Genomic DNA, 16075 nt, shown 5'->3' with positions numbered 1-16075 from the left:
TGTGGACATGTATAGGCTTTCGTTCGCCATATGTTCTAAGGTCAAGATCGGGCAACTCGTGACACAGCAGCGCCATGCCCATGGATTTCGACACGCCAGACTATGATTCCGCACCGGAAGGTATAATGGACGACCGCGACCTGGAACTCGACACCACGCCACATAGTATGGAAGCCGAACAGGCCCTGCTCGGCGCGCTCCTCTACGATAATGAAATCTATCACCGGGTCAGTTCGATCGTCGAAGCGAAGCACTTCTACAATCCGGTCCACGTCAACATGTACCGCGCGATGGCCAGCCTGATCGAACATGGCAAGCTGGCCGATGCGATCGTGCTGAAGAACCGTTTCGCCAAGGATGACGCTCTGTCCGACATTGGCGGAGTCGAATATCTCGCACTGCTGCTGGAACAGGCCCCACCCGGTTCGACCGCCCCGGAATATGCCAAGCTGATCTTCGACATGGCGATGCGGCGCGAGCTGATCCGCCTTGGCGACACGATGAAGGAAATGGCCAAGGATCAGAATTCGGACGACGATGCGTCCAAACAGATCCAGCAAGCCGAAATGCAGCTCTACAATCTCGCCGAGATCGGTGGGACCCAGACGGGATTCGTCTCCTTCGAGGATGCGCTGATCGATTCGATTGAAATGGCCACGGCGGCGTTCCAGCGCAAAGGGCAGCTCTCCGGCATTGCGACGGGTCTGGACGATCTCGATGCGCAGCTGGGCGGCATGCATAAATCCGACCTGGTCATTCTGGCGGGTCGCCCGTCCATGGGGAAATCGTCCCTGGCGCTGAATATCGCCTTTCATGTCGCCAAGGCGCACAAGACGGAAGTCGATGAAAATGGCGTCGAGAAAACCGTCAATGGCGGTGTGGTCGGGGTCTACTCGCTGGAGATGAGCAGCGAACAGCTCGCCACACGTCTGCTGGCCGAGCACAGTCAGGTCCCCTCGCACCGCATTCGGCGCGGTGACATCAGTCCGGATCAGTATGAGCATCTGCGCGACGCCGCCGACGAGATCAGCCGCATCCCACTGCATATCGACGATACGGGCGGCCTCTCCATCGGCGCCATGGCGGCGCGGGCCAGACGGTTGAAGCGCATGCAGGGCCTCGACCTGATCGTGGTCGACTATCTGCAGCTGTTGACCGGTGGGGCGATGATGAACAGTTCGACCAACCGGGTGCAGGAAGTCACCATGATCACGCAGGGTCTGAAGGCGCTGGCCAAGGAGCTCAACGTCCCGGTTCTAGCGCTCGCCCAGCTCTCGCGGCAGGTCGAGCAACGTGACGACAAACGCCCGCAACTCTCGGACCTGCGCGAATCCGGTTCCATCGAACAGGATGCCGACGTGGTCATGTTCATCTATCGCGACGAATATTATCTCGCGCGCGAACAGCCGGATGAAGACGATCCCGAGGCCGTGATGAAATGGCAGGCCAAAATGGACAATGCCGTCGGCAAGGCCGAAGTGCTGATCCAGAAACAACGCCACGGGCCGATCGGCTCCGTCATGCTGAGCTTCCAGCCCGAACTTACCAAATTCGGCAATCTCGCCAGCGATGAAGGCGGCGGCTACACCGAATACTGACCGCACGGTCCGGTCGCGTGATGATGGCGGCTTGACTGACGCCAACCTGCAAGCGCCGATCCGGCCAGAACCCTCTCCTCACCCGGACTTGTCGTGGGGCCGTCGCAGCCGTCTCAGCACGACCGGGAGATGCATCACCGGATCAAGTCCGGTGATGCAGGGGAAAACGAAGGATTGATCCCGGCTTATAGCGCTTAGGACACCTTCTTGTCCTTCATTCCACTCAGGCCGACCCTCCGCGCCGATCAGTCCCCCGGACTGATCTTAATCGCTCCGACGGCGAGCCCATCACCCAACCCTCTCCGCCAGACGCGACAGCAGGAGATGGGCAGGCCGGTCGAGCCGGCCTGAGCGGGTCAGGTGGCGTATTCAGTCCCCGCTTGTGGCTTTCAAGATGACTGTTGCTTCAATCACCTACCACCAATCCCACAAACCTGATCCCCGAAACCCCTTTTCCATGCTCTTTTACCCTTGTCCGTCACGGACACGGGGTGGGGCATAACCCTCGGTGTGGCGGATCGGTGTGAGGGCTTCGGCTCTGGTTGCGGACGGACATGCCCGCGACCGGTGAAAGCCGGAAAGGTCCGTCAGGTGATGGCGGAGCGACCGGGCCGATAGCGGATGTGTCGGCGGTTTATGCTGCCGCTGACACCCTTCCTTGTCTCTGCCGCCCCTGAGGCTGGTCCTTCGCGGACCGCGCGTGAGCCAAGCATCCGCCGCTGCCATGATCCGGCATCGGGGGTTAGGCCGCGGAACCCGCAGGCGATGGGTCGCAGGCGCGGCAGGCGAAACGAACCGAACACCGCGCGCGGGCTTGGCCTTGCGACGAAACGGTACTTCTCTTTTGCTCCGGTCACGGGGCAAAGCCCGCGCCTCGTTTCACCTTTGACATGCAGGGATCACGTCAAGCGTGATGCTGATGACCCGCTCTCAGCCGCAGGATGGCGGTTGCCTGCAAACCGTCAAAGCCACCGTCCCCGGCATTCATTGCCGAGGACAGGTGAGGGAAACGGGCGGCGCGCTTGACTCTCTGCGTTCACCTTGCGACCTGATGGCCATACCCACGCGGACAAGTCGCCGTTCGAAATGGTTCGGACCCGGCTCGCTGTTATGAGGATTGATCGATGATCACTCTGCTATCCCCTGCTAAAAAACTGAATATGGACGCGTATGACGGGCCGCTAAGCGTGACGCAGCCGCGCCTGCTTGACGCGACAAAAAGCCTGGCGAAGACGGCCAAGACACAGTCGCGGGCCGATCTGAAACGTCTAATGCACCTGTCCGACAATCTGGCACAGCTGAATGTGGATCGGTTCGACCGGTTCGATCTGGACGGCGAAACGGATGGAATGAAGCCCGCTGGGCTGGCATTTGACGGCGACGTCTATTGGGGTCTGGACGCCAAGACCCTCTCCAACGACGATCTGGCCTATGCGCAGGACCATCTGCGTATCCTCTCAGGTCTCTACGGACTGCTACGTCCGATGGACGAGATCCAGCCCTATCGTCTGGAAATGGGGACGCGGTTGAAGAATGAGGGCGGCGCCAATCTCTATGATTTCTGGGGCGGCCAGATCGCGGATATGATCCGGGCCGATCTGGCCGGTCATGATGATCAGACCGTGCTGAACCTGGCGTCCAACGAATATTTCAAGGCGGTCAGTCAGGACACGCTCGACCGGCCTGTCATCACCGTCAAACTGCTGGAGGAAAAGGACGGCAAGACTCGACCGGTTCAGTACTACACTAAGTTTGGACGCGGCCTGTTTGCGCGCTGGGTCATCGAGAACAGGATCGATCAGTCCAGTGAGCTGTCGCGTTTCGACGCCGGCGGCTATAAGCTGTCCGAAGAGCGGTCCAGCGAAACAGAGCTTGTTTTCGAACGGCCTCAGCCGCCAAAGAAGAAATAGTCCAACCGTGCAGGTCGAGAGTCGCGCCACATCATGAAAATCGCTTCTCTCGACTTCATACAACGGGATGTGTCGACCCCGTTCGGGTTTCGCCCGGTCGAATATGGGCAGATCGTCGCCCGCGTCTTTGTTCAGATAAACAAGGACAATGTGCCTGTCGTCGCGGCAGGCGTCGCCTTTTTCGCGCTTCTGTCCGTCTTTCCTCTGATCTCCGCCTCGCTGTCCATCTATGGCTATTTTGCCGATTTGTCCGACATTCAGGGTCTGGCCAATTTCCTGCGTCCCCTCATGCCCGAAAGTGCCTGGGTGATCATTTCCGATCAGATTGCCGCCGTCGTCAGCGCGCCTGACAATGATCTGTCGCTGCGCATTCTGTTTTCGCTGATATTCGCCTTCTATGTGGCGGGCGCAGGAATACGCGCGCTGTTGCGGGCCATGAACCTGGCCTATGGGGAAAATGAGAAGCGCAGCCTGCTGGTTTTTTATGCCACGGCCTTTCTCATGACGCTGGGGATGTTCGCCTTTGTCTATATGTCCCTGTTCGTCATTGTCGGCATTCCGGCGCTGCTGTCCTTTTTCAATATGGACGAAACGGCCAACCTCCTGTCCGGATATTTGCCGTGGATATTGCTCCTGACGACCTTCATGCTCGGCTCGGGCATCGTCTACCGTTTCGGTCCCTCGCGACGCCCGGCGCGCAAACGCTGGGTCGTACCCGGTGTGCTGTTCACCACGATCAGCTGGCTGATACTAAGCTGGGCCTTTGCCTTTTTCGTCCGCAATTTCGGTCAGTATGAGACGACCTATGGCGGGATCAGCGCCGTAATCGTGTTGTTGCTCTGGTTTTGGCTGACGGCGATGATGATCATTATCGGCGGGGAACTGAACGCGGAGATGGAACGCCAGACAATCGCCGATACGACGCGTGGACCCGAACGCCCGGTCGGACGGCGTCGGGCGCGCATGGCCGATTTTCTATCGCTTGGCATGCGGCGTCTGTTTCCCGACCGGTTTCCGGAGGCCCGTCCGCTTCGGGTTCAGGATGGCCCCATCGATCCGAGCGCGCCCGATCTGCCGATCCCGGCGATCGACCCGCCAAGGCGCGAGCCCGAAGATCCCTGATTCATGCCCGAGAGCTCCGATTCAGAAAGCTCACGGTCTATATGGACGGCGCAATCAGCTCGGCTCCGCTGGCGCGGCTACTGTTCACGGCGCGACTCACGTCCCAGAAGATGAGATCGTCCGTGGATCGGGACCTGTCCAAAACGTCCGCCGGACAGCTATCCGGATCGAGCCATGCCTGCCAGTCCGCTTCCGGCAAGCGGATAGGTTCGCGGTGATGAAGTTGGGATACAGGCCCATCAGCATCGGTCGTCAGGATCGCGCAGGACAGCAATGTAATTCCCTCGCCGGCGCGCCAGTGATCCCACAGACCCGCAAAAGCGAACAGACCGCCGGCTTCGGGCTTGATGCACCAGGGGATCTTGCCGCCCTGCCCGCCCGTCCATTCATACCAGTGAGTTGCCGGGATCAGCGCGCGCCGACGTTTCCAGGACGTCCGGAAAGACGGTTTGGACGCCGCGGTCTCGACGCGCGCATTGAACAGCGGTCCATATGGCGTCGCCTCCGGACTATCCCGGCTCCAATGCGGATGCAGGCCCCAGCGCATCGGCACCAGCTTGCGCTGCTTGCGGCCATCGAATGCGACGACCGGCACAATGCTCGTCGGCGCGATATTGTAGCGCGGGTCCCACTCCCACAAGGCCGGATCGCTCACCTCCGCATTGAACGCTTCCGCAATCGCGTCGCGATCTTCATCGATGACATAACGTCCGCACATGACAGCGCGGCTAGCACAGGGCAGAAGCGATGCAATGACCGCAAACCCGCATAAGGCTGATCCCGTGCGCACCGACTGTGTTGGCGTGATCTGCTTCCAACGCGATCATGTGCTGCTGATCCGGCGTGGCAAACCCCCACGAAAAGGCGACTGGTCCATTCCGGGCGGGCGGATCGAGCCGGGCGAGACGGAGCAAGCTGCGGCCCTGCGCGAGCTGATGGAGGAAACCGGCATCGTCGCAGAACTCGGACAGAAAATTGCCACCATCGATGCAGACTTTGAGGGGGTCTGCTACCGGCTGCATGACTATGTCGCGCACTGGCAGTCCGGCACGCCGGTTGCAGCCGACGATGCCATGGAGGCGCAATTTGTCCCCGTATCGGAGATTTCAGACCTGCACATGTGGGCCAAGACCGAACAGGTCATCCGGATGGCCTTTGCTGCAATCCACCCTCGCGCCGGGGGAAAAGGGAGGCTAGCCTGACATTATGAGAGTTTTCCTTCTCATATCGCTTCTGCTCGTGCCTTGCTCTGCCTCGGCGCAGATCGACGATGCGGCCCGCGAAGCGGCGCTCAAAGCGCGCGAGGAAGCGGAACGCCGGATTGAGGCGGATACCGTTCAGATGACGGACCTTGTCGAGATCATGGCCAAGAACCTCGGGCAGATGCATTACCTGCGAACGCTCTGCTTCGGTCTAGGGGATCAGCACTGGCGCGAATATATGGAAGGGCTGCTGGACGTCGAAGCGCCGGACGACACGTCGCGTCAGCGGGATCTGACGCAGGCCTTCAATGCAGGTTTCTACCAGGCGCAGGAACGCCATGAACGTTGCGATGCGACGGTCAGCACGGATGTGGCCGCTTTGGCAGAGAATGGACGATCAGTCGCCAATATGCTGGGCGACCCCTTTCGGGAGTTGGATTGATGCTGGTACGTATTCTGGGGTCCGTTCTGGCCGTCGCCGCGCTGGCAGCATGTCAGAAAATGCTGAGCGAGACGACGTTGCGCCCCCTCAGCACACTGGCTGGAACGGAATGGGGCCCTATTGACGGCCCCGAAGACCAGTTCGTCGCCTTTAAGAGCGGCGGAGAAGTGCTGGGTTCCGGGGGTTGCAACAACTTCTTTGGTACATTCGAACAGTCAGGCCGACTTGTGACGTTCGGCCCGCTTGCGAGTACGAAAATGGCCTGCCCCGAGCCGCTGATGAGTGCAGAGCAGGAATTTCTGTCCCTGCTCGCCGATGTGCGCGCCGCCGAGGCGACCTGGAAAGAGCTGACACTGTACGGCGAAGATGATCAGCCGCTTGTCACGCTCAGACGGCGCGACTGGGACTGATATGAAAAGCCGCCCCGAAGGGCGGCTTCTGCAAATCTATGCATCCTCTTTCGGGCTCTGCTCCGACGTGCCGTCCTTGGGCGCTTTCGGTTTCGGCGCCGGAACGAATTTGAAAGTCAAATTTTCTTTCTTCCGATCGAGACCCACCTTCACCAGACCCCCATATTTGAGCTTGCCGAACAGGATCTCGTCCGCCAGCGGCTTCTTGACATATTCCTGGATCGTGCGGCCCAGAGGACGCGCGCCGTAGCGCTTGTCATAGCCTTTCTCGGCGATCCATTCATTTGCGCCCTTGGACACTTCGAACTCGATCTTGCGGTCAGCGAGTTGCGCTTCCAGCTGGATGATGAACTTGTCCACGACGCGCGCAATATGCTCTTTGGACAGGGCCGCAAACATCACGACGGCATCGAGGCGATTGCGGAACTCCGGAGTAAAGCGGCGCTTGATTGCGGCTTCCTGCTCATCGCTCTTCATGCCTCGACCAAACCCAATCTCGGCTTTGGCTGCGTCCGCCGCGCCCGCATTGGTCGTCATGATAATGATGACGTTGCGGAAATCGACCTTGCGACCATTGCTGTCCGTCAGGAAGCCATTATCCATCACCTGCAACAGAATGTTGTAGATATCCGGATGGGCCTTCTCGATCTCGTCGAGCAGCAGCACGCAATGCGGGTTCTGGTTCACAGCGTCCGTAAGAAGGCCGCCCTGATCATAGCCGACATAGCCCGGAGGCGCACCGATCAACCTAGAAACGGTGTGGCGTTCCATATATTCCGACATGTCGAAACGCAGGAGTTCCAGACCTTGGGTCATGGCGAGCTGACGCGCGACTTCGGTTTTACCCACACCGGTCGGTCCGGCGAACAGGTAGGAGCCGATCGGCTTGTTCGGTTCGCGCAGCCCGGCCCGCGCGAGTTTCACGGCAGCTGCCGTCTGCTCGATCGCGGAATCCTGGCCGAAGACCATGCGCTTGAGATCCATCTCCAGCGAAGCCAGCGCCTTCTCGTCGTCGCGCGAAATGCTTTTCGGCGGAATACGGGCGATTTTGGAAACAACCGCTTCCACTTCCTTGGTACCGATCACCGACTTGCGTTCATCTTCGGGCACAAGCTTGGTACGCGCGCCGGCCTCATCAATGATGTCGATCGCCTTATCGGGCAGCTTGCGGTCCGTGATGTGACGAACGGAGAGCTGCACAGCAGCGTCGATCGCTTCTGGTGTATATTCGACCTTGTGAAACTCCTCGAAATAGCTCTTCAAACCTTGCAGGATCAGCACGGCATCTTCGGGAGTCGGCTCCGACACGTCGATCTTCAGGAAGCGGCGGGACAGGGCCCGGTCCTTCTCGAAATGCTGACGATATTCCTTATAGGTCGTCGAGCCCATGCAACGCAGCTTTCCGCTTTGCAGCGCAGGCTTGAGCAGGTTCGACGCGTCCATCGCCCCGCCAGAGGTGGCACCCGCACCGATGATGGTGTGGATTTCATCGATGAACAGGATCGCACCCGGCGTGTCCTGCAGCTTCGTAACGACAGCCTTCAGCCGCTCTTCGAAGTCGCCGCGATAGCGGGTCCCGGCAAGCAGTGCGCCCATATCGAGCGAGTAAATGGTCGCGTCGGCCAGCACATCCGGCACATTATCGTTGACGATACGCCGGGCGATGCCTTCGGCGATCGCCGTCTTGCCGACGCCCGGATCACCCACCAGCAGCGGGTTGTTCTTGCGACGGCGCGATAGCACCATGATGCAACGTTCGACCTCATCAGCCCGACCGATCAGCGGATCAATGTCCCCCTCCTTGGCCTTCTGATTGAGATTGACCGTATATTCGGCGAGCGGGTCCTTACCCTGAGCCTCTTCACTATCCTCACCGGCACCCGTTGGCGGTTTTGGTGCAGACTGGCCATTCTTGGCGATGCCGTGGCTGATATAGTTGACGGCGTCATAGCGCGTCATGTCCCGCTCCTGCAGGAAGTAGACGGCATGACTTTCGCGTTCGGCGAACAGTGCGACCAGCGCATTAGCGCCCGTCACTTCTTCGCGGCCCGAGCTTTGCACGTGGATGACGGCGCGCTGGATCACGCGGTGGAAACCGGCCGTCGGCCGGGCTTCCTCGAAATCTTCAACAATCAGCGATGCCAGATCATCGTCGAGATAGCGCGTCACATCCTGACGCAGAGGTTCAATATCGACCCCACACGCCGTAATCACGGCGGCAGCGTCCTTGTCATCCAGCAGCGCGAGCAGCAGGTGCTCAAGCGTCGCCAGTTCGTGTTTACGATCACTGGCGAGCGTCAGGGCGCGATGGATGGTTTCTTCCAAGACTGGAGAAAATGATGCCATATTATGCTTCCTTTCGACTATCTGACTTGGGAAGTCTGTCGGCGCTTTGCAATGCGACATGACAGGGCGGTATCGCACGAGATCGTGATTGTTCGCACACGGCTAAATCGGTGCAGATGAAGGGCGGCTGAATTGCCCGGATCACGCCTTCTTCATCCACACATCGGTTGGAAGACCGGCATAACCCCAGTCTTCCAGCGCGACATTCTGTATGACGACGTGAATATGTTCCGGTTTCTTGCCGAGGTTCGCGACAAGACTATCCGTGACATCCTTGATAAGCGCGGCCTTCTGCTCCCGGCTCGCCCCTTCGGTGATCTGTATGTTCACATAGGGCATGTCAGGCTTTTTCCAGCGTGCATTGGAGCGGATGCTGGTTGCGTTTGGCGGCGTCCATGACCTGCGCCACCTTCGTTTCCGCGACTTCGAACGTATAGACGCCGCACGTGCCGATGCCGGTCTGATGGACGTTGAGCATGATCTGCGTCGCCTCTTCCTGGGTTCTTTTGAAGATGCCCATCAGGATCGAGACGACAAACTCCATTGGCGTATAGTCGTCATTCATCAGTAGAACGCGGTACAGAGAGGGCTTTTTCGTCTTTTCGCGCGTCTTGGTCGCAACGCCCCGCTCCAGACCATCATCCGGGTTTTTCGGCGGTTCGCCGGCACCCTTGTCAGGACCGGACATGTCGGGAGCAGCGAGTGTGATAAGGTCAGAGTCGGTTCGCATCATTGTCCCTGATAAAGTTCCGCTGCGCCTTTGAAAACCCATTGGGCAGTTTTCCGACTTGTGGGTAAGCGGCCCACGCGACGCCCGGAGGACAGATATTTCCGGGCCATGGTTAAGACCCATTAACCCCATTTCAATGGTCTGCATTCTAACAGCTGACGATGATCTGGGTTCACCGTATCGCAATTGCAATAGGCCTGTGGGCCGTGTTGCTCATGCCGTCCCACGCCAACACCGATGGGCGCTATGCGTCGATCATTGTCGACGCTGAAAGCCTCGATGTTCTGCATGCCCGGCAGATCGATGCGTTGCGACATCCCGCCAGCCTGACAAAGATCATGACGCTCTATCTGGTTTTCGAAGCACTGGACCGCGGGACGCTGTCAATGGGTCAGACCGTGACCGTCTCGGCCGTTGCCGCCCGGACACCCCCCGTTTCGATGGGTCTGAAACCGGGTCAGGCCGTCAGCATCGACACGCTGATCCAAGCCGTTGCCGTGCGAAGTGCGAATGATGCCGCCGTTGTCCTGGCAGAAACACTGTCCGGCGATGAGACACGCTTTGCGGACGTGATGACGGCGAAGGCCCGGTCGCTCGGTATGCGCCAGACCATCTTCAGGAACGCCAATGGCCTTCCCCATCCGGAGCAGATCACAACTGCGCGCGACATGGCCAAGCTCGCCCACGCGACCATGAGGGAGTTTCCGTATTATTATCATTATTTCGGGCAGGAAAGCTTTCGCGGCGCGCGCAACACGAACCGTCTTCTGACACGGCGTGATGATGTCGATGGATTCAAGACCGGCTACACGCGCGCATCCGGCTATAATCTCGTCATCAGCGCAGTGCGCGACGACCGCCGTTTGATCGCGGTGGTCCTTGGCGGTGCGTCAAGCGGGGCGAGAAACACACATATGTCCGATTTGATCGATCGCGGCTTCGCAGTCATGGACCAGATCGAACTGGCCGGAAAAGCTCCAGCGCCGACCCCGGAACGCTCGCCTCAGTTCGTTCAGGCGAGCGCGGCAAGAACGCCTGTTGCCACCAACTGGGCGCTGCAGATCAACGGGTTCGACAGTCCAGCCGAGGCCGAAATCCTGTCCGACCGTCTGGTCCGGGCAGCCAATCGCGGTCAGGTCGCTCAGCGCAGCCGCCAAGGCGCGGACCGCGTTCACTATAGCGTGCGGGTCGAAGGGCTCGACAACTGGACGGCGCGCAGCCTCTGCGCCGACCATCCGCGATTATTGGGTATCGAGCCACGCCGATGTCTGGTTTTATCCACGACCAATCCGGGCTAAGGGACGGCGTCTTTCTCGAAGTCCTGCCCGGAGCCCGCCTTGATGCAGCCCCCTGTCGTCAGAACATCATCCGCCTTGCGCGCGCGCATGACGGCCTTTGCAGACAGTCGGAAGCGAACGGCGCTGGTCCCGACCATGGGTGCGCTGCATGATGGTCATCTCTCGCTGGTCCGGATCGCCAAGCGGGCAGCGGACCGCGTCATCGTGTCCATTTTCGTCAATCCGGCCCAGTTCGCCCCCGGAGAGGATTTCGAGGCCTACCCGCGCGATACGGCTGATGACCTGGCTATGCTGGCAGAAGAAGGCGTCGATCTTGTCTATCTGCCGGAGCCGGGCAGCATCTATGCGGCGGATCACACGACGCAGGTCATCGTCGGCGGCGTCGGGGACGGGCTGGAAACCGATCATCGACCGACCTTTTTTCACGGTGTCGCGCTGGTTGTGAATAAGCTCATCAACCGTGCGGCGCCGGATTTCGCCGTCTTCGGGGAAAAGGACTATCAACAACTCTGCGTCATCCGCCGCATGGTTCGCGACCTGGATATGCCGGTCGAAATCATCGGCGGGCCAATTGCGCGCGACGCGCACGGCCTCGCTTTGTCCTCTCGCAATCGCTATTTCGATGAGGCCGGCCTGACATTGGCCCGGCAGTTCAATGTCGTCCTGCAGGACAGTGTGGCGGCGATCGAAACCGGTCAAACTGTCGATACGTCCCTGAAAAACGCCCGGTCCAGACTGCTGGATGCAGGCTTCGATGCGGTCGACTATGTCAGCCTGGCTGATGCCCAGTCCCTGGCACCTGTCGACGAGGCCAAGCCCAGTCACGCACTCAGATTGCTGGCCGCTACCCATTGCCACGGCGTCAGGCTGATCGACAATTTTCCGGTCAAGCGCCCCGCAGACTGATCGCCGCCCCAACCACAAGAGACAGACATGATTACACTGCACCATCTCGAAAACTCGCAATCGATCCGGATACTCTGGCTGCTCGAAGAACTGGGCGGAGCCTATGGCTTTAAGATGTACGACCGTGATCCAGAGACCATGCTGGCCCCGGATGATTATAAGGCCTTGTCGCCCCTCGGGACTGCTCCGGTCATCACGGACGGCACGGTCGTTCTGGCGGAAAGCAATGCGATCATCGATTATATTCTCGATAAGGCCCCGAATCAGGATTTGCGGCCGAAAACGGACGATGCTGACAGAGTGCCTTATCTGTTCTGGTTCCATGCGGCCCAAGGCAGTTATCAGTCGTTACAAACGGGTCGTTTCGTCAATTCCATCGCTGTGGAACGATCGCCCCGACTCGTTCGCGGCATCATCCGCAAGGTCATGGCGACACTGGACAGCGCCTTTTACGGCCCGCGCCTGAGCACCGTCATGGGCATGATGGAAGAGCAACTCTCGCAACATCCTTTCATTGCCGGGGAACGCTTCACTGCAGCCGACATCGCTCTGGGATATACGGTGCAGATGGCGTCGATGCGCGGACAGCTCTCGGACGATTATCCGCATACGCAGGCTTATGTGGAACGGATGGAAGCGCGACCGGCCTGGCAGGCGGCTCTTGCCAAGGACGGCAAGTTTCAAGGCGTTCCGAGCTGATCGGGTCCGTTTTCCGGATCGCGGCAATTCCTGTCACGAAACGACCATAATCGGATTATAGACGATCCGTTCAAAACTAGTTGCGATACCCTCTCGACGCGAGCCCATCACTGGATTAGTCGGCGCGCCGTTTGCTACCCCTTAAACATGGCCGCTCGAATACCGCCCGGTCGCGATCTTCCATGATAGAGACACTCATGACCCAATTGTCCCGCAAAGGCGGACTCAGCTTCGCTGCGTCCACACTGATCCTCTCAGGCTTGATCCATGCGACCCCCGCCTATTCGCAGAGCGCTGAGGATAGAGGCGTATCTGACGATGAAATCGTAACCATCGGAACGCGACGGATCGCACGGTCTGCATCCAACACGCCCGCCCCGATCGATGTCATAACAGGCGCGGAGTTTGATCGGAACGGCTTTGACGATGTGCAGGACCTGCTGCGCACGGCTGTGCCGTCCTTCAACGTATCGTCACAGCCTATTTCCGATGATGCCACGATTGTCCGACCTGCCAATCTGCGCGGACTGTCGCCCGACCAGACGCTGGTTCTGATCAATGGGAAGCGCCGCCACCGCGGCTCCATCATCACCTTCTTCGGCGGCGGCGTGTCCGACGGCGCGCAAGGCGTCGATATCTCGGCCATCCCGTCCATCGCGCTGAAGCAGGTCGAAGTGCTGCGTGACGGCGCATCGTCGCAATATGGCTCGGACGCGATCGCGGGTGTCATCAATTTCGTACTGAAGGACGCGCCGCACGGCGGACTGATCGAAGCCAAATATGGGTCGACCTATGCGGGTGACGGCGATGAATATCGGCTGTCCGGCAATCTCGGACTGCCCCTCGGCAATCAGGGCTTCGTCAATATCTCCGCAGAATATGGCGAAGTCGATCCGACCAGCCGGTCTATTCCGCATTTCGACACGGGCCAGCTATCAGCCGCCGGCTATGCCCCGGCGACTGATTTTACGACGATTACAGGCGGGTTCTCCGACGATGTAGCTCAATATTGGGGCCGCTCACAGATCGACGACGACTTCAAACTGTTCGTCAATTCCGGTCTCGACCTCAGCGACCTCACCCGCGTCTATCTGTTCGGCAATTATGCCGAGCGGACCGTGTCTAACGGCTTCTTCTATCGCGGCCCGACAGGGTTCAACGCATCCGGTATTTATGAAGGCCCGTCCGTCGACCCGACGACAGGGCAAGCCAGCAGTGCAGCCGATGCCGTCGGGTCCGTCCTCGTCGGCGATCTCGATGGTCTGGGTGTCGGCGGGGCTTGCCCGTCCGGCATTCCGCTGACCGCTGCGGGCGGCACACTTCCCGATCCGACCATTCTGGCCGCCGTCAGATCCGACGCCAACTGCTTCTCGGTCATCGAAACCCGGCCCGGCGGTTTTACGCCACGTTTCGGTGGAACGAACGAGGACCTGTCCATCACGGCGGGCATTGAGGGATTGTGGATGTTCGGAGGCGGTCTGGCCTATGACTTTTCGATCACACACGGTTCAAACCAGACGGCTTTCTTCATCAACAATACGCTCAATCCTAGCCTTGGTCCTGACTCGCCACGGCGTTTCAGGCCCGGAACTCAGAAACAGACTGAAACCATCCTGAATGCTGACTTCGCCTATCTGATCCCATCGGGTCTGGCCTCTGACATCTCACTGGCCTTCGGCGCAGAGTACCGCGAGGAAACGTTCGATCAGTTCGAAGGTGATCGCGCCTCTTACGCCGCCGGTCCTCTGGCGGGTCAGGGCTTTGGTGTCGGCGCAAACGGTTTTCTCGGCTTCGACCGCTCCATTTCCGCGTCGCAAAGCGCATCCGCCGCCTATGTCGAGCTGGAGACGGACATCACAGAGGCGCTGACCTTGCAGGGGGCGCTTCGTTATGAAGACTATTCGGCCTTCGGCGACACGCTCGACTATAAGATTGCAGGACTCTACCGCTTCAGCGATCACATGACGCTGCGAGCCACTCACACGACCGGCTTCCATGCGCCGACCGCCGGGCAAGCCAATGCGCGACGGGTGACGACGGAGATCGAAAACGCGGCCCTGCTGGACCGCGCCCGCCTGCCCTTCGCCTCACCGGCCGCCATGCTGGCATCGGATTTCATCGAGGCGCGCGACGGACAGCGCCCGCAACTAACGACCGAAGACGCGAACACGTTTACGCTGGGCGCTGCTTTCCGGGTCGGCCCGACTGAATGGACGGTCGACGCCTACCAGATCGATGTCGATGACAGGATCGCCCAGTCTGCGGGCATCGACTTTGGCGATGTTCTGACCTTTGCCGCAGGGCGCGCCAATGTCACCCTGACGCCCGGCGCCACGACAGGTCAGACACTGGATCAGCTCGCCGCTGCTGGCGTGCTGAACCGGGCTGACTTCAACGGGTTCGATAATGTCGCCGAAATCCGCTTCTTCACGAACAGTTTCGATACGCGGACACGAGGCATCGATGTCGTCGGGAATTATGCGTTCGGTTTTCTGAACGGGTCATCCGCTTTGACATTGGCAGCGAACTATAACGAAACCGATGTCACCAATGTCGGTGCCGTCAATCCGATCGATGCCGGACGTGTCTCCGCGGTGGAGGATCTGCTGCCGAACTGGAAGGGATTTGCCAGTTGGACCCATGCACAAGGGCGCTGGCGGACCTTGCTGCGCGCCAACTATTTCGGGCAGTGGGACAATACGGTCTGGGGCGTTCCGGATCAGTCCGACGAGCTGCTGATCGACGCGGAAATCGGCTATCGTCTGTCCGATGCGATCACGCTCATTGTCGGAGCTAATAATCTGCTCGACAATTATCCGGATGAATCACAAGGATTCGCCACCGATTTCTTCGGTCAGCAATATCCGGACTTCTCACCATCGGGTTTCGATGGCGGACAGTATTACACCAAGCTCCGGGTTCGATTCTAAGCGTTACCAGGCGCCGAGCTCGACCAGTTTTCGCATCAGCTTGGGCGGCAGTTCGTCGCCCTCGCCCAACGTGTCGTCAAGATCGGCCGGGGCGTCTTCGGGTTTCAGATAACGCCATCCCTGAAACGCCCGGCGCGGCGTCGGCACGACCGGGATCAGCTCTGGCTGCATCAGGATTGCGCAGGCTTTGACGCCGTCACGGCGCGTGACTTCTTCCAGACCGGCAATCGGGTTGCGGCAAAGGATCATGCCCTTGATGACCCAGTAGATCGATCCACCCGCTTCCAGCGCGTCTTTCTGTTTCGGGAACATGCGGGTGACATGCTCATGATGCGGTGACAGCCCCGCCTTCAGGCGCCGTCCGACAACCGTGTCCTGCCAGTCCTTGAGCGACTGGATCGAGACCGACCCGACGGAGAGTTTCTGCAAATGCATCACGCCCGAGACATAGCCGCGACGGAATGAACTGCAAGGGAGTGGCG

General features: G+C 59.6%; 15 protein-coding genes. 10 read left to right on the top strand and 5 right to left on the bottom strand.

Translation table 11 applies throughout. The features are described 5' to 3' along the window. The first annotated feature begins 74 nt into the window (after positions 1-74). The 3 genes from AB6B39_RS07710 (at position 75) to AB6B39_RS07700 (ending at position 4630) form a co-directional block, all read left to right on the top strand. Complete coding sequence (locus AB6B39_RS07710) at positions 75-1598, top strand: replicative DNA helicase (RefSeq protein WP_284369176.1); 1524 nt, start codon at positions 75-77, stop codon at positions 1596-1598. A gap of 1124 nt (positions 1599-2722) precedes the next feature. After that, complete coding sequence (gene yaaA / locus AB6B39_RS07705) at positions 2723-3508, top strand: peroxide stress protein YaaA (protein ID WP_284369177.1); 786 nt, start codon at positions 2723-2725, stop codon at positions 3506-3508. Between the two features lie 33 nt (positions 3509-3541). Then, positions 3542-4630 (top strand): YihY/virulence factor BrkB family protein, encoded by a 1089-nt coding sequence (locus AB6B39_RS07700; protein WP_284369178.1) that lies wholly within the window; start codon positions 3542-3544, stop codon positions 4628-4630. A gap of 37 nt (positions 4631-4667) precedes the next feature. On the opposite strand, the gene AB6B39_RS07695 is transcribed toward AB6B39_RS07700, so the two are convergent. Next, positions 4668-5348, bottom strand: coding sequence for an SOS response-associated peptidase (locus tag AB6B39_RS07695; protein WP_284369179.1), 681 nt, complete (start codon positions 5346-5348; stop codon positions 4668-4670). Between the two features lie 64 nt (positions 5349-5412). Here AB6B39_RS07695 and AB6B39_RS07690 point away from each other — a divergent pair, with 64 nt between their 5' ends. From AB6B39_RS07690 to AB6B39_RS07680, 3 genes are read left to right on the top strand one after another with little or no spacing between them, the layout of a single operon-like run. Continuing rightward, positions 5413-5832: an NUDIX hydrolase gene (locus AB6B39_RS07690; protein ID WP_284369180.1), complete on the top strand. Its 420-nt coding sequence runs from the start codon at positions 5413-5415 to the stop codon at positions 5830-5832. A 4-nt stretch (positions 5833-5836) separates the two neighbouring features. Then, entirely contained in the window at positions 5837-6274 is a 438-nt protein-coding gene (locus AB6B39_RS07685) for a TIGR02301 family protein (protein ID WP_284369181.1), read from the top strand. Next, a complete protein-coding gene (locus AB6B39_RS07680; protein ID WP_284369182.1) occupies positions 6274-6684 on the top strand; it encodes an META domain-containing protein in 411 nt (136 codons plus the stop codon). The genes AB6B39_RS07685 and AB6B39_RS07680 overlap by 1 nt, the downstream gene beginning before the upstream one ends. 36 nt (positions 6685-6720) lie before the next feature. Here the strand turns inward: AB6B39_RS07680 and clpA are convergent, their stop codons facing one another. The 3 genes from clpA to clpS form a co-directional block, all read right to left on the bottom strand. Continuing rightward, positions 6721-9030, bottom strand: a complete 2310-nt coding sequence (gene clpA, locus AB6B39_RS07675; RefSeq protein WP_284369183.1) for an ATP-dependent Clp protease ATP-binding subunit ClpA — start codon at positions 9028-9030, stop codon at positions 6721-6723. 141 nt (positions 9031-9171) lie between these two features. Then, positions 9172-9369, bottom strand: coding sequence for a tautomerase family protein (locus tag AB6B39_RS07670; protein ID WP_284369184.1), 198 nt, complete (start codon positions 9367-9369; stop codon positions 9172-9174). A 1-nt stretch (position 9370) separates the two neighbouring features. Beyond that, positions 9371-9718 carry an ATP-dependent Clp protease adapter ClpS gene (clpS, locus tag AB6B39_RS07665; protein WP_348520136.1) on the bottom strand — a complete coding sequence of 116 codons (348 nt, stop codon included), beginning with the start codon at positions 9716-9718 and terminating at the stop codon, positions 9371-9373. A gap of 203 nt (positions 9719-9921) precedes the next feature. On the opposite strand from clpS, the gene AB6B39_RS07660 reads away from it, so the two are divergent. The 4 genes from AB6B39_RS07660 to AB6B39_RS07645 all read left to right on the top strand — a co-directional run bounded on the left by AB6B39_RS07660 (position 9922) and on the right by AB6B39_RS07645 (position 15593). Next, positions 9922-11058, top strand: a complete 1137-nt coding sequence (locus tag AB6B39_RS07660) for a D-alanyl-D-alanine carboxypeptidase family protein (protein ID WP_284369186.1) — start codon at positions 9922-9924, stop codon at positions 11056-11058. Positions 11059-11100: 42 nt separating this feature from the next. Next, on the top strand, positions 11101-11964 hold the full coding sequence (gene panC, locus AB6B39_RS07655) for a pantoate--beta-alanine ligase (RefSeq protein ID WP_284369781.1): 864 nt from the start codon (positions 11101-11103) through the stop codon (positions 11962-11964). Positions 11965-11991: 27 nt separating this feature from the next. After that, positions 11992-12663, top strand: coding sequence for a glutathione S-transferase family protein (locus AB6B39_RS07650; RefSeq protein ID WP_284369187.1), 672 nt, complete (start codon positions 11992-11994; stop codon positions 12661-12663). 197 nt (positions 12664-12860) lie between these two features. Then, entirely contained in the window at positions 12861-15593 is a 2733-nt protein-coding gene (locus AB6B39_RS07645; protein WP_284369188.1) for a TonB-dependent receptor plug domain-containing protein, read from the top strand. Positions 15594-15596: 3 nt separating this feature from the next. On the opposite strand, the gene AB6B39_RS07640 is transcribed toward AB6B39_RS07645, so the two are convergent. Continuing rightward, a complete protein-coding gene (locus tag AB6B39_RS07640) occupies positions 15597-16028 on the bottom strand; it encodes a DUF1489 family protein (RefSeq protein WP_284369783.1) in 432 nt (143 codons plus the stop codon). Positions 16029-16075: the final 47 nt, after the last annotated feature.

It is taken from the genome of Algimonas porphyrae (genome assembly GCF_041429795.1).
Taxonomy (GTDB): domain Bacteria; phylum Pseudomonadota; class Alphaproteobacteria; order Caulobacterales; family Maricaulaceae; genus Litorimonas; species Litorimonas porphyrae.
Note: the sequence above shows the minus strand (reverse complement) of the source record. Positions and strands in the feature narration are given on the sequence as shown.

Excerpts from the sequence above, each read along its gene's own strand:
- yaaA (WP_284369177.1), top strand. The coding sequence starts at position 2,723 with ATGATCACTCTGCTATCCCCTGCTAAAAAACTGAATATGGACGCGTAT.
- AB6B39_RS07700 (WP_284369178.1), top strand. The coding sequence starts at position 3,542 with ATGAAAATCGCTTCTCTCGACTTCATACAACGGGATGTGTCGACCCCG.
- AB6B39_RS07685 (WP_284369181.1), top strand. The coding sequence starts at position 5,837 with ATGAGAGTTTTCCTTCTCATATCGCTTCTGCTCGTGCCTTGCTCTGCC.
- AB6B39_RS07710 (WP_284369176.1), top strand. The coding sequence starts at position 75 with ATGCCCATGGATTTCGACACGCCAGACTATGATTCCGCACCGGAAGGT.
- AB6B39_RS07680 (WP_284369182.1), top strand. The coding sequence starts at position 6,274 with ATGCTGGTACGTATTCTGGGGTCCGTTCTGGCCGTCGCCGCGCTGGCA.
- AB6B39_RS07640 (WP_284369783.1), bottom strand. The coding sequence starts at position 16,028 with ATGCATTTGCAGAAACTCTCCGTCGGGTCGGTCTCGATCCAGTCGCTC.
- AB6B39_RS07650 (WP_284369187.1), top strand. The coding sequence starts at position 11,992 with ATGATTACACTGCACCATCTCGAAAACTCGCAATCGATCCGGATACTC.
- clpA (WP_284369183.1), bottom strand. The coding sequence starts at position 9,030 with ATGGCATCATTTTCTCCAGTCTTGGAAGAAACCATCCATCGCGCCCTG.
- AB6B39_RS07670 (WP_284369184.1), bottom strand. The coding sequence starts at position 9,369 with ATGCCCTATGTGAACATACAGATCACCGAAGGGGCGAGCCGGGAGCAG.
- clpS (WP_348520136.1), bottom strand. The coding sequence starts at position 9,718 with ATGTCCGGTCCTGACAAGGGTGCCGGCGAACCGCCGAAAAACCCGGAT.
- AB6B39_RS07695 (WP_284369179.1), bottom strand. The coding sequence starts at position 5,348 with ATGTGCGGACGTTATGTCATCGATGAAGATCGCGACGCGATTGCGGAA.
- AB6B39_RS07645 (WP_284369188.1), top strand. The coding sequence starts at position 12,861 with ATGACCCAATTGTCCCGCAAAGGCGGACTCAGCTTCGCTGCGTCCACA.
- panC (WP_284369781.1), top strand. The coding sequence starts at position 11,101 with ATGCAGCCCCCTGTCGTCAGAACATCATCCGCCTTGCGCGCGCGCATG.
- AB6B39_RS07660 (WP_284369186.1), top strand. The coding sequence starts at position 9,922 with ATGATCTGGGTTCACCGTATCGCAATTGCAATAGGCCTGTGGGCCGTG.